The sequence below is a fragment of the Candidatus Paceibacterota bacterium genome, from assembly GCA_035404205.1.
In the GTDB taxonomy this organism is placed as follows: Bacteria; Patescibacteriota; Minisyncoccia; order UBA6257; family JAVHQB01; genus JAVHQB01.
The window spans coordinates 4,003-16,417 of record DAONGQ010000009.1 but is presented as its reverse complement, the minus strand read 5'-3'; the positions used below and the strand labels follow the sequence as shown (position 1 = coordinate 16,417).

Genomic DNA, 12,415 nt, shown 5'->3' with positions numbered 1-12,415 from the left:
TCATAACGGGAATAATTATATTTTCCTTTTTTGTTTTTTGGAGTTATTTCAATACCCCTCGTAATTTTTTTGTTCTTTCTGACAAGCCTTCTACTACCACTACTACTGAGCCGCAAGAAGTTTCTCTCTTAACAATAGGCGATATTATGCTTTCCCGAGGCGTAGCTTATAAAATTAGCAAAAATAATTCTGAATATCCCTTCGCCAAGATGAAAGACCTCTTATGGAAAAGCGACTTAGTTTTTGGAAATTTAGAAGGACCAATAATTGAAGGGCGAACCATAGCCAACGGCGAGATGGTTTTTAGGATAGACCCCAATTTAGTGTCTGTTCTCGCTGATAATAATATTGGCATTCTTTCCTTAGCTAATAACCACATTCCTAATTTTGGAGAAGAGGGTATTAAAAGCACTCTCACTAAATTAGGTTATCAGAACATTCATACAGTGGGAGCGGGACAAGGCGAAGATGCTTATAGGGCAACCATAGTTAACGTTAAGGGAATTAAAATTGCTTTTCTGGCTTATAGCGACCCTATGACTGCGCAATTGGGATATGCGGCCACCGAAGACCATTATGGAGTGGCCTTAATGGATAACAGCCGTTTAAAAAATGATATTGCCATGGCCAAAGAAAACGCTGATGTAGTCGTTGTCTATATGCATTCTGGGGAAGAATATGAGACTGTTCCCACGGCGCGACAAGTAAATTTTGCCCATTTAGCTATTGATAATGGCGCCGATTTAGTTATTGGCAGTCATGCGCATGTAGTGCAATCAATAGAAAAATATCAGAATAAATATATTGTTTACGGATTGGGCAATTTTATTTTTGACCAAATGTTTTCCTTGCCGACGAGGCAGGGAGTGATGGCTAGATTTATTTTGACCAAGGCTGGTATCAAGAGCGTAGAATTTCTGCCTTATCTCATCAATGATTACTGCCAGCCAACCCCAGTTGAGGGAAATGATGCTGCTAAAATTTTAAGGCTGCTCAAAATCCCCGCCTCATAAATATAAATACCTTTAAAACATATATAGGAATTTTATTTGTGAGAAATTTTGTGCGGCTAATTCTTTACAAATATAGCCAGTTTGTTAAAATACTGTATTAAATTCTCTCTTATGTTTGAATCCATCGACGATAACGATCAAAATTGGGAAGACGGTCTTTCTCCGGCAGCTGACGCTTTGCATCATGATATAGACTCAAGGGATACCTCTACAGCTGACGCTAAGGGGAATAAGCTTAAATTAAATTTGAAATTTGAATATACCCCAGATTTGCCTTTGGCAGAAATGGACAGTATCATAGGCAGTTTAGATAATAGTTTCCTTAATACCATTTGGGGGGAAACTAAAGATGACATCACTTTATATTATGCGAAAGCCGCGTGTTTACAGTCAGAGTGTCTGACTGACGAAGAAGATGGCGACTTACGTTCTCAGGCCGAAGCTCGCACTAGCCTCGACCAAGCACTTAGGGCTCTCCACGGGTCGATAATGACCAACCTGAATATCTTGGCGCGCGCCTATTACAAGAAAAAAGGCGAAGCTAAATGGTATGAATATTTTTTAAAAGGCAGTTACCATTTTTCACCAGAAGTTTTTGATAACATTTCTGACGATTTAATGAAGGAATATGGGCAAGCTCATACAGCTGTTAACCCCATTTATAGGGAAAGGGTAAAGGGATGGTTTTTGAGTAGGGCAGAAGACGCATAAAAGTAATGAAGGTAAAATTAATTTAATAGAAGCATTTATGCTTTAAACTATTTAGATGTATAAAACAGTTGGCACTCACTTTTTAATGGATTTTTGGGGTGTTAATGAGGAGCTCTTAGATGATAAGGAAAGGATTTTAGCTATTCTAGTAACGGCTGCAGAAAAAACACATAGTCAGATATTAGGGTCTAAGGTTCATAAATTCAGTCCCCACGGCTTAACAGCCGTTTTATTGTTGGCAGAATCGCATATTTCCATTCACACTTATCCTGAATATAGTTTTGCTGCTTTAGATGTTTATACCTGTGGCAGTCATACTACTCCGGAAAAAGGGGTAAGATACCTAAAAACTGCCTTGCATCCAAAAACTTTTACCATCCAAAGAATAAAACGCGGACTAAATTAAGTTTTGACATTGGCCAATAACCATCTATACTTATAGGGAGAGATAGTAAAATAAAATTGCGCCATGAAGAAAACAAAAATTATTTGGTTAGTCGTAGCGATTGTACTAGTGGTTTTGCTCTCACTATTATTGGCCTACAGAGACAAATTTTTGCCCACGGCTGGATATATTTATGTTCTTAAGCCCTTGCCCACCAAGGTCCCTGTGGTAAGCGGTCCTATGTGCGGTTGGTGCGGTAATAGCTGTGTCAATTGGAAAACTAATAATGCGCGCAAAATTATTTGCGCTGACGTAATGCCAACTGCCGGCACGGAATGCCTGGCAGAAAATGGAATCTGCGTGGTTAAAACCACTAATTCCCAAACAGAATAAAATAATAATAAAAAATGAAGGGCTATTCTTGCGAATAGCCTTTTTTGTTTTGCCTTACTTTATGATAGAATGAGCCTAATTATTAAAATATTTATTTATGATTTTATCCGACAGAGACATAAAAAAATCCATGCGAGAGGGTCATATTGATGTTAAACCGTTACTGCCAAACTCTATTCAACCGGCTAGCGTTGACTTGCACTTAGATTCTAAATTTTTGTTTTTTAAAAATGGCAAGCATACCTTCATAGACGTGAAAGAGCCGTTGGACGACCTTATGGAGATGGTGGACGTGAAAAAAGATGGTTATATAGTAATCCATCCCAATGAATTTATTTTAGGCAACACCCTGGAAACAGTTTCTGTGGATAAAACCATCGCCGGTAGGTTGGAAGGTAAAAGCTCCCTAGCTCGCTTAGGTCTTTTAGTTCATGTAACTGGCGGTTATCTTGACCCCGGTAACAGCACCACCCTAACTTTAGAATTTCACAATGTTAACAATCTCCCTATAAAACTTTATCCCGGCATGAAAATTGCCCAGATGTCTTTCATGACCATGTCGAGCGAATGTGAACGCGGTTATGGCGATAAAAAATTGGGCAGTAAATATTATGGGAAAAATAAGCCAGTTGCCAGCCAAATCTATAAAGATTTTATAAAAAAGTAATCTATGTCAGCTCAAGTTGCTGCCGGTAAAAATATACGTATTCTCACGGGGGATAGGCCCACGGGGAAATTTCACTTAGGCCATTTATTCGGTTCCCTTCAAGAGCGTTTGCGCTTGCAAGAGGAAGGGGCTGAATGTTTCTTTATTATTGCCGATTATCAAGCCATTACAGATAGGCTGTCTACTAAAGAATTGGAAGAGAATATTTTAGAAGCGGCGCGCACCTATTTGGCCTTGGGTATAGACCCTGTTAAAAGTCACATTTTTATCCAGTCTCAGATTCCTGAAGAAGCGGAACTGTTTTCTCTCTTTTCCATGATGGTTAATATTGGCCGATTGGGCAGAAATCCTACCACCAAAGCAGAATTCAGAGCCGCAGTTTCCCAAGGTTTTACGGGGGAAAACCAAATGTCTCTTGGTCTTTTCTCCTATCCTGTTTTCCAAGCAGCTGACATTCTTCTTTTTAATGCCAATGCCGTGCCAGTAGGCGAAGACCAATTGCCGCATTTGGAACAAACAAAAGAAGTGGCTGAATTTTTTAACAAACATTATGGCAAAGTCTTCAATATTCCCAAGCCGATTATTACCCCTGGCGCCCGTATTTTAGGTTTAGACGGCGAACAAAAAATGTCTAAAAGCCTTGATAACGCTATCTATATTTTCGATACCCCCGAGACTATTATGGCTAAAATAAAAAAAGCCAAAACTGATTCGCAGGCGGATATTAGGTATGCTCCCGAAAGCAGACCAGGCATTAGCAACCTCATTAATATTTATAGCCTGGTCAAAGGGGTAAACCCTAAAGCGATAGAAAAAGAATTCATCGGGCAGAATTATAGCCAGTTCAAAGAATCATTGGGCAAGGCTTTAGTGGAGTATTTAGCCCCTTACAGAGAAAGATACCTTCAATTGCTTAAAGATAAAACAGTGGTGCAGAAAGCTCTTCAGGATGGAACTACTGCTGCCCAAAAAGAAGCGCAAAAAACCATGCTAACAGTAAAAAAAGCCCTTCTCATGGACTATCCCAACATATTCTAAATTTCTAAACTTTAAAAATAAAAGCAGTTTTTCTTTCTTGTGAGAAGCTGCTTTTTGTGTTAAAATTACAGGGTGTGAATGAGTCTTCATATATGTTTAAGAGCCTTTTTTCTGAGAAAAATAGAAAGTGTTACTAGGGTATTTTTTTGTAAATTGTAAATTGTAAATTGAAAAATACAGTCTATGAATATTAGTTGGCTGGGGAGCGGTTTTGTACGTTTGGAATATAAAAACCTTTCAGTTGCAATCAATCCTTTTATAGAAGCTGAAACGGGGGTTAGACCGCCGCGTTTTAAATTCGATTTGGCTGTCTTATCCAGATTAGAAGACATGGCTGCTAATCCTTATGTAAAAAATGCTGACAGCAGCCAGTTTATTTTAGCGGGGGATGGTGAAATAGAGAAAAATGATGTTTTTATTTTAGGCTTTTCCATGAATCAGCCCAATAGCACCGGTGCCGCTTCTAAAAACGGCAATATTTTTGTTCTTCGGGGAGAAGACGTGAATATAGCGTATTTGGGATTCCTACCAGAAGGAAAATTGACCCCAGAAATGTTAGATAAAATTGGCGCTATTGATGTTTTGCTTGTGCCCGTGGGTGATGGCGATAGCCTAAATGAAACCGAGGCGATTGCTGCTATCAATGACCTGGAGCCCAAGATTGTTATTCCTATCAATTATGCGCTGCCTGGTTTTAAGAATAATCTTGATCCTTTAGAAAAATTCCTTAAGGCTTATGGCAAACAGCCGGCTTTAACTGACAAGAAAATAACTATTAAAAAGTCTAATCTCCCCCCCGAGACTCTGCTCTATATATTGGAGCCAGAGTTGTAAATATCGGCAGGGGGCATAAATTTTATCATCTGTTTGGGTTTTATAAATCGGTAAATTATTAAAGCGCATTTCATGGATAAAGATAATGGACTAGTCCCAGAAAGTTTGGACAAAAATATCATTAAGAAAAATATCTCCGAAGAAATTAGCAGTTCCTATTTGAGTTATGCTATGTCTGTCATTGTAGCTAGGGCTCTGCCCGATGTGAGAGACGGTCTGAAACCCGTTCAACGCCGTATTCTTTATGCTATGAATGAAATCGGCCTCACGCATGGCGGAAAAACAAGAAAGTCAGCAGCTGTCGTAGGCGAAGTTTTGGCTAAATATCATCCCCATGGCGATACGGCTGTGTATGATACCATGGCGCGCATGGCTCAAGATTTCTCCCTGCGTTATCCTATGGTCCATGGGCAGGGAAACTTTGGTTCCATTGATGGTGACTCGCCTGCTGCCATGCGTTACACCGAAGCCAAGCTTTCTGCTTTGGCCGAAGAAATGTTGGCGGATATCGATAAAGACACTGTTGATTTTATTCCCAACTACGATAATACCAAAAAAGAACCGACTGTCCTTCCCGCGAGGATTCCTTTTTTACTTTTAAACGGTGCTTTGGGTATCGCTGTCGGCATGGCCACTTCGATTCCTCCGCATAATCTGGGCGAAGTAGTGGACGCCCTCTTATATCTCATAGACAATCCTGATTGCGTAACTGAGGATTTGTTAAATTATATTAAAGGTCCTGATTTTCCTACCGGAGGCATTATTTATGATAAAAAAGCTCTTGTAGAAGCTTATAGCACTGGCCAGGGAAAAGTAATCACCCGAGCCAAAGCAGAAATAGTAGAAACAAAAAACAGCGAAGAGCACATTGTTGTCACAGAAATTCCTTTTCTGGTAAATAAAGCGGAACTAATCAAAAAAATCGCTTCCCTAGTGGAAGAAAAAACCATCGAAGACATTAAAGATTTGCGCGACGAGAGCGATAAAGATGGTTTGCGTATTGTCATTGAATTAAAGAAGGGAGCTGCTTCTCAAAAAATTTTAGCTAAATTGTATCGCTATACCGAATTAGAAAAGGCTTTCTATTTTAATGTTGTGGCTTTAACTGATAATGGGCTGCAACCCAAAATTCTCCCCCTCAAAAATGTTTTAGAAGAATTCTTAAATCATCGCGAAATTGTAGTGCGTCGCAAAACCGCTTTTCTTTTGGACAAAGCCAAAGCGCGCGCTCACATTTTAGAAGGGCTAAAAAAGGCTTTGGACCATATTGATGAAATTATTAAAATTATCAGAGGTTCTGAGAGCAAAGAAGATGCGGTTAAAAATTTAATCAAAAAATTTGATTTTTCCGAATTGCAAGCTAATGCTATTTTGGAAATCAAATTGCAAAATCTGCCTAAACTGGAAAGGCAAAAAATAGAAGATGAATTAGCTGAGCAACGCAAATTAATAGCCGAATACACAGCTGTGCTCAAAGATAATAAGAAACTTTGGAAAATCATTAAGGACGACTTAATAGAGATTAAAACTAAATACAACGACCCTCGTCGCACCCAGATTGTTAGCCGGCCAGCTGATTCCATGGAAGAGGAAGATTTAGTGCCCACTGGCGAAACTTTCATTGCGCTTTCCAAAAGCGGTTATATCAAACGTTTGCCGGCGACTACCTTTAAAATCCAAAAAAGGGGCGGTAAGGGAGTAATTGGTTATGAAGTAAAAAACGAAGATGATTTTCTTGAGAAAATAATTTCTGCCGACCTCTCGGATTATTTACTATTCTTCACCGATAGGGGACGTGTTTTCCAAGTGAGGGCCTATGAAATAGGTGAGGCTTCTCGCACTAGCCGAGGCAAGCTCATTCAGAATTTTTTGGAGCTTGGGAGTGACGAAAATGTCACCGCTATTTTGAACTACAAGCAAGCGGATAAGAGTAAATATCCTTATTTGATTATGGTGACCAAAAAGGGCATGGTGAAGAAAACCTCATTTAAGGAATATGAAAATATGCGTCGCACCGGCCTGTTAGCTATCAAATTAACTAAAGACGATGTGTTGCAGTGGGTAGGTTTTTCTGATGGTAACAGCGAATTAGTTCTCGGTACTCATAATGGACAAGCGATTCGTTTTGGCGAAAAAGATGCTCGTCCCCTGGGACGTGTTAGCCAAGGGGTGACAGCCATTAAACTAAAAAAGGACGATTATGTGATTGGCACCCTGCTTCTTACGGGTAACGCCATTAAAGACAACAAAGCCAAGATAGTAGTAATCACTGAACATGGTTATGGCAAAGTGAGCGATATTAAAGATTATCGCAAGCAAAAACGCAGCGGTAGCGGTATTAAGACTCTAAAAATTACGCCCAAGAATGGCAATCTAATTGCTTTAATGCTTTGGACAGAGGAAGAAGAATTACTAGCCATGTCTAAGAACGGTCAGACGATTAGAGTTTCCCTTGCCAGTTTGCCGGTGCTCAACCGTTTAACCCAGGGTGTCAGGGTAATGAAATTAGATGATAACGACAAAATCAGCAGCATTAGTTTGGTCTAAGAAAAAATGCTCGGAGAAATCCGGGTATTTTTATTTGCGCTTCTTTTTAACTGGGGTATAATATAGGTAGAACAATTTTCAATTTACAATTTTCAATTTACCAATCGCATTTTTTGATTCTGTTTGGACCTTAGTTATTAGGTATTAGATATTGCGCTTGCTCTTTTCTGTATTTTGTTTAAACTTTAAACTTTAAATTTTATTTGTCTCATGTTATCCGATTTACACCCTGAAGAATTAGTCAGCAAACTGCCACTCGAGCCAGGTATGCAAATAGTTGATTTTGGCTGCGGTACCGGTTTTTTGACTTTGCCCTTAGCGCAAAAAATTTCTCCTAATGGCAGAGTGTTAGCTATTGATATTGTTCCCGAATATTTGGAAACTGTTAGGCTAAAGGCCAACAATCAAAAACTTGGTTATTCCATTGTAACCAAATGCGCCGACCTAACTGCCCCAGAAGCTACCGGTTTAAATCAAGCTTCCATTGGCGGGGCGATTATGGCCAATATTTTGTTCCAAAATAATGAAGCCGATAAAAAAACCTTATTAGCAGAGGCAAAAAGGATTTTGCGTCCCGACGGTTTTCTCCTGGTAGTAGAATGGCAAATTACCGACCTGCCCCCAGACGAGCATCTTTATCCTCTAACTAAAGACGATATGATTAAATTCTTAGAAGAAGCTGGCTTTACTTTGACCAAAGAGCTCTCGTTGTCTTCCACCACACATTGGGCCCTTCTTTGTTCTAAATCCGAATAAGTCCACTACTTTTTGTAAATTGTAAATTGAAAATTAATATAACCCCATGCCCCTTTCATCACTTTATCCACGTCAAAAAATAATTTTAGGTGTGCTCGTCTTTTTTGTTCTTATTATTATTCTTGCTGGCATTATTCTTCCTCGGATAGGGAAAAATCAAGTTTTTTCAGGTCAAATTTTAGTGTGGGGGCTAGATAATAAACAAAATATGGCCCCCTTGATAGAAGCGTTTAATGCTCGCTATCCTAAAGCGGTGGTGACTTATGAAATGAAAACTGAGGCGACCTATGAAAAAGACCTCCTAGACGCCTTTGCGAGGGGACAGGGTCCAGATGTTTTTGTTGTCAACAATGAAAAATTAAGTGAATACTTGCCCTATATTGTTCCTTGCAGTTTGGGGAGTTCTTCTCCTAATAATGTTACTTGCGATTATAAAGGCAAAACCTATACGCCATCGCAACTAGCTATTGATTTTCCCGATGTGGTAGTAAATGATTTCAGCAACAAGAATATGCTTTATGGATTGCCCCTTTCTGTTGATACGTTGGGTTTGTATTATAATAAGGACTATTTTAATAAGGCCAATATCGCCGTTCCTCCGACTATTTGGGATGGCAAAAGCTCTGCTAGCGTAGAAACTACAGCCCGCAAAGTGCGCCAACTGAAGAAATTGGTTTTATCCCGGTCTGGGATTGCTCTGGGCGGTGATTCTAAAACTATAAGCAATGCTTCTGACATTTTAGCGCTCATGATGTTGCAAAAAGGAGCTACTCTCAAGGCTGGTGACCGTGTTACTTTTGACGATAACGATTCATTAGGCGCAAGTAGCAAAGCGTTGAGTTTTTATATAGATTTTGCTAACCCGCAATCCGCCAATAATAATTATAATTGGGCGCCTGGCACTACAGCCTTAAATGCTTTTTGGCAGGGAAAAACTGCTATGTACTTAGGATATTTTAGAGATAGGGCTTTTATCGAATTAGTAGGAGGCGACTTGAATTATGCTTATACCAAAGTGCCGCAGTTTTCTTCCTCTTTAAGCACTGGTAATACTGTTAATTATGCCAATTATTATGGCTTCGTTGTTTCCCGCCAGTCCAAAAATATTGCCCCTGCTTGGCAATTTGTTATGGGAGCCACAGATGACGATGTTGCCAGCCGCTATTTTCAATTAGCTAAAAATCCGCCGGCCAAAAGGAGTCTTATTAGCAATGCCATGGGGGACGATATTGTGGGACCATTCGCTCAGCAAATATTGACAGCCCGTTCTTTCAGCGGTTTCTCTAGTGTTGCAGTTACCAGGGCCTTTGATACAATGATTTATGATGCCCTTCACGGGTCAATCTTAAACGACGCGATTAGCAAGGCAGCGCGCACAATAGAAAGCTACTAAAAAATAAAGAGAGTAAGATTCACAAGTACTTTTTCTATTTTCTTGTTTATTACAGAATAGTCAACTTTGTCTTTAAAAAATAACAAAAGCTATGCTTCATCAATATAAAATTTTAATTCTGGGAATTCTGCTTCTCGCTTCTATGATGCCCTTGGGTGCCTCGGCTGCCCTAGTTAATTGCGATGCCGGCGCTTGTACTTACTGCGACTTGCTTAATATGGCGCAGAGTATTTTGGATTTCGTGGTTAAATATGTGCTTTTTACCGGCGGAGTTATTTTTATAATGTGGGGCGGGGTGGAGATGATTATGGCTGGAGGAAGCCCAACCAAGTATCAAGCGGGAGTGACTAGAATTAAGTCTGCTATTATTGGTATTCTCATCGCTTTCAGCTCTTGGTTTATTGTGAATACTGTCTTAAATATTTTGGCCGTTGACCAAACGGGTCAGCCCATGAATATCGTTTGGGATAAAATAGACTGCGAGCAAATTAGTCCTACTAATACTGCAAAATAATATTTTTACTATGCGTAAATTTTTAATAGCCATAATTCTTTTAAGTCTTGTCCTGCCTATAGGCTTGGCTATCGCTCGAGAGGACCCGGGTCCAACCGACAGTTCTGGCAATGGAATGGACATCAAGACAATCTTTACCGGTGGCAGTTTAGAAGTCATTCTCGACAGGGCGAAGGGATATGTATTTACTTTTGGTCTAGTAGCTGCGGTGATTATGGTTCTTTGGGCGGGGATTCAATTTATCACTTCCGCTGGCGATGCCAAAAAAGTGGCAGCGGCTAGAAATACTATTAAGAATGCTCTCATCGGTGTAGTTGTTATAATTCTAGCCGAAAGCCTTATTTTGATATTGCGGTCGATTCTAGCCGTCTAAAAGGCTTGTTTTGCGTCTAAACAAATATTTCATTTGACAATCACGAGTATTCTTATTACAATAAATTAACTTACAAATTAATTAAAAATTTTATTTATATGAAAAAGTTTCTTACAGCTATGTTTGCTTTCATGGCCCTAGCTATGGTAGTAACCCCCGCTTTAGCTGACGTGGCTACAGATATAGGTAATAGTTATCCTGTTTCTCCTATCCAGGATATCAATGGCGTCTTTAACCTAATCTCTAAGGCTACTAGTTGGCTTTTTGTAGTCTTACTTTTTATGGCTTTCATCTTTATTGTTATGGGAGCCTTTACCTATGTTAGTTCCAAGGGTGACCCGAAACTAATTACCAACGCTAAAAATTATATTATTTATGCCTTAATTGGCGTGGGAGTTGGTATTTTAGCTAAAGGCTTAATATTGGCTGTTTGCAGTCTTCTGGGCGTGAAGTGCACCCTCTTCTTCTAATGAATAAAAGAAAAACCGCCTTTAGGGGCGGTTTTTTAATTTGTCTTAAATAGCAAAAACTGTTTGGCAATGGTAATTTAAATTGCCTGTGTTATAATCCCAATGTTACTTTTTGCCGAGGTGGCGTAATTGGTAGCCGCGCTGGTTTTAGGAGCCAGTCCAGAAATGGGTGGAGGTTCGAGTCCTCTCCTCGGCACATCTTTAAAAAATTAATTGGCAGATTAGCTTTTTAGTGCGTTCCTTAGCCTACTACTAGCTTCATTTCAGAGGCGGTTTTATCGACTCATTTGTTGACATTATCAACCAATTATGATTTAGTATATCAAGAGACCGTTAGGTCTAATTGCTCTTTACAAAGGAGGTATGAATGAAAGAAGAGCGTCATTATGACAGACTTCAAGCAGTTATCTTACTTATTGTTTTGCTGATTCTGCTTCTGCTCATGTTTGGTGGGCATTGGGGAAATTTTGAAAAGCTGCCCGACATTTCACCGGGGAAGGATATTGTTTATGAAGGCATAAACCCTCCCCAAGAAATGCTTAATAATCCCAATTACATTGTTGGGATTATTGAGGAAGGTGGACAGAAGGTCTATTTCATAAAGGAAAGACAGAAGACAGACCATTAATGAAGGAGGATACTATGTGGAGCATAGTTCTGGCTGTTCTGGGTCTGGCAATACTGGCCATGGTAGTTTATGCTATCGCTCACCCTCATCAAACAGGGGGAGATTTCTATGAAGATCGTCAGAAGAATCGGGACGATGCGATGACATATCTAGGGAAACATCCTAGACACTAATACAGGCAGAGGAGGAATCATGAGAGACTTTGTTGTTCTTGCTCTAGTTGTATGCGCATTGCTTTTCGTCGGTTGGCTAGTCTGTCTGGGAATGAAATCTCATTCCCAGAACAAGCTTTCTGGCCAAATCCGCTGGTCAAGTAATCATCTGAGCAACGAGATTAGGAAATCGATTGCCCACAATAAGTGGGTCTGAGGGGTGCCTATGAGAAACAGACGCTTGAAGCAGGTATTTCACCTGCTACTGTTTGTTCTCCACTGCATTGGCATTGTCGCCCTAGGACTTTTTATTCTCTGGGGAATCTCAGCTTTTCTCTATGCCTTTTCAGACGCGCCTTATCAGGGGAGTATCGCCTACATAGACAAGAGGATTTTCTTTTTAGCGCCTCTTTCTCTGTTGGGAGTATTTCCCTGTGTTCAGAGGGCCTGGGATCGGATTCTCGATTCCTTTACCTTCTGAGCCACAGCAGTTCTTTTGCATACAAAACCGCGAGCGATTATCATTCTCGCGGTTTTATTT

General features: G+C 39.9%; 14 protein-coding genes and 1 tRNA gene. All 15 read left to right on the top strand.

Translation table 11 applies throughout. The features are described 5' to 3' along the window. On the top strand, positions 1-1,013 hold a 1,013-nt coding region (locus tag PK547_02195), incomplete at its 5' end, for a CapA family protein (GenBank protein HPR91523.1). 111 nt (positions 1,014-1,124) lie between these two features. Continuing rightward, positions 1,125-1,724 (top strand): hypothetical protein, encoded by a 600-nt coding sequence (locus PK547_02190; GenBank protein ID HPR91522.1) that lies wholly within the window; start codon positions 1,125-1,127, stop codon positions 1,722-1,724. Positions 1,725-1,779: 55 nt separating this feature from the next. Then, positions 1,780-2,130 carry an adenosylmethionine decarboxylase gene (speD, locus tag PK547_02185; GenBank protein HPR91521.1) on the top strand — a complete coding sequence of 117 codons (351 nt, stop codon included), beginning with the start codon at positions 1,780-1,782 and terminating at the stop codon, positions 2,128-2,130. A 63-nt stretch (positions 2,131-2,193) separates the two neighbouring features. Further along, positions 2,194-2,502, top strand: coding sequence for a hypothetical protein (locus PK547_02180; GenBank protein ID HPR91520.1), 309 nt, complete (start codon positions 2,194-2,196; stop codon positions 2,500-2,502). Positions 2,503-2,599: 97 nt separating this feature from the next. Then, positions 2,600-3,169 (top strand): dCTP deaminase, encoded by a 570-nt coding sequence (dcd, locus tag PK547_02175; GenBank protein ID HPR91519.1) that lies wholly within the window; start codon positions 2,600-2,602, stop codon positions 3,167-3,169. A 3-nt stretch (positions 3,170-3,172) separates the two neighbouring features. Continuing rightward, positions 3,173-4,207, top strand: a complete 1,035-nt coding sequence (gene trpS / locus PK547_02170; GenBank protein HPR91518.1) for a tryptophan--tRNA ligase — start codon at positions 3,173-3,175, stop codon at positions 4,205-4,207. Positions 4,208-4,390: 183 nt separating this feature from the next. Beyond that, complete coding sequence (locus PK547_02165) at positions 4,391-5,041, top strand: MBL fold metallo-hydrolase (GenBank protein ID HPR91517.1); 651 nt, start codon at positions 4,391-4,393, stop codon at positions 5,039-5,041. Between the two features lie 72 nt (positions 5,042-5,113). Further along, positions 5,114-7,588, top strand: coding sequence for a DNA gyrase subunit A (gene gyrA, locus PK547_02160; GenBank protein ID HPR91516.1), 2,475 nt, complete (start codon positions 5,114-5,116; stop codon positions 7,586-7,588). Between the two features lie 210 nt (positions 7,589-7,798). Then, positions 7,799-8,344 (top strand): class I SAM-dependent methyltransferase, encoded by a 546-nt coding sequence (locus PK547_02155; protein HPR91515.1) that lies wholly within the window; start codon positions 7,799-7,801, stop codon positions 8,342-8,344. A 46-nt stretch (positions 8,345-8,390) separates the two neighbouring features. Then, positions 8,391-9,737 carry an extracellular solute-binding protein gene (locus tag PK547_02150; protein ID HPR91514.1) on the top strand — a complete coding sequence of 449 codons (1,347 nt, stop codon included), beginning with the start codon at positions 8,391-8,393 and terminating at the stop codon, positions 9,735-9,737. Positions 9,738-9,828: 91 nt separating this feature from the next. Next, positions 9,829-10,251 (top strand): hypothetical protein, encoded by a 423-nt coding sequence (locus tag PK547_02145; GenBank protein ID HPR91513.1) that lies wholly within the window; start codon positions 9,829-9,831, stop codon positions 10,249-10,251. A gap of 10 nt (positions 10,252-10,261) precedes the next feature. Then, on the top strand, positions 10,262-10,624 hold the full coding sequence (locus PK547_02140) for a hypothetical protein (GenBank protein ID HPR91512.1): 363 nt from the start codon (positions 10,262-10,264) through the stop codon (positions 10,622-10,624). A gap of 98 nt (positions 10,625-10,722) precedes the next feature. After that, entirely contained in the window at positions 10,723-11,094 is a 372-nt protein-coding gene (locus PK547_02135) for a hypothetical protein (protein HPR91511.1), read from the top strand. A 114-nt stretch (positions 11,095-11,208) separates the two neighbouring features. Beyond that, positions 11,209-11,290: transfer RNA gene (locus PK547_02130), tRNA-Leu, on the top strand. Between the two features lie 171 nt (positions 11,291-11,461). Next, positions 11,462-11,722, top strand: a complete 261-nt coding sequence (locus PK547_02125; protein HPR91510.1) for a hypothetical protein — start codon at positions 11,462-11,464, stop codon at positions 11,720-11,722. The last annotated feature ends 693 nt before the right edge of the window (positions 11,723-12,415 follow it).

Bases quoted from the DNA above. Each gene is read 5' to 3' on its own strand.
- PK547_02190 (HPR91522.1), top strand. From the start codon at position 1,125: ATGTTTGAATCCATCGACGATAACGATCAAAATTGGGAAGACGGTCTT.
- speD (HPR91521.1), top strand. From the start codon at position 1,780: ATGTATAAAACAGTTGGCACTCACTTTTTAATGGATTTTTGGGGTGTT.
- PK547_02180 (HPR91520.1), top strand. From the start codon at position 2,194: ATGAAGAAAACAAAAATTATTTGGTTAGTCGTAGCGATTGTACTAGTG.
- dcd (HPR91519.1), top strand. From the start codon at position 2,600: ATGATTTTATCCGACAGAGACATAAAAAAATCCATGCGAGAGGGTCAT.
- trpS (HPR91518.1), top strand. From the start codon at position 3,173: ATGTCAGCTCAAGTTGCTGCCGGTAAAAATATACGTATTCTCACGGGG.
- PK547_02165 (HPR91517.1), top strand. From the start codon at position 4,391: ATGAATATTAGTTGGCTGGGGAGCGGTTTTGTACGTTTGGAATATAAA.
- gyrA (HPR91516.1), top strand. From the start codon at position 5,114: ATGGATAAAGATAATGGACTAGTCCCAGAAAGTTTGGACAAAAATATC.
- PK547_02155 (HPR91515.1), top strand. From the start codon at position 7,799: ATGTTATCCGATTTACACCCTGAAGAATTAGTCAGCAAACTGCCACTC.
- PK547_02150 (HPR91514.1), top strand. From the start codon at position 8,391: ATGCCCCTTTCATCACTTTATCCACGTCAAAAAATAATTTTAGGTGTG.
- PK547_02145 (HPR91513.1), top strand. From the start codon at position 9,829: ATGCTTCATCAATATAAAATTTTAATTCTGGGAATTCTGCTTCTCGCT.
- PK547_02140 (HPR91512.1), top strand. From the start codon at position 10,262: ATGCGTAAATTTTTAATAGCCATAATTCTTTTAAGTCTTGTCCTGCCT.
- PK547_02135 (HPR91511.1), top strand. From the start codon at position 10,723: ATGAAAAAGTTTCTTACAGCTATGTTTGCTTTCATGGCCCTAGCTATG.
- PK547_02125 (HPR91510.1), top strand. From the start codon at position 11,462: ATGAAAGAAGAGCGTCATTATGACAGACTTCAAGCAGTTATCTTACTT.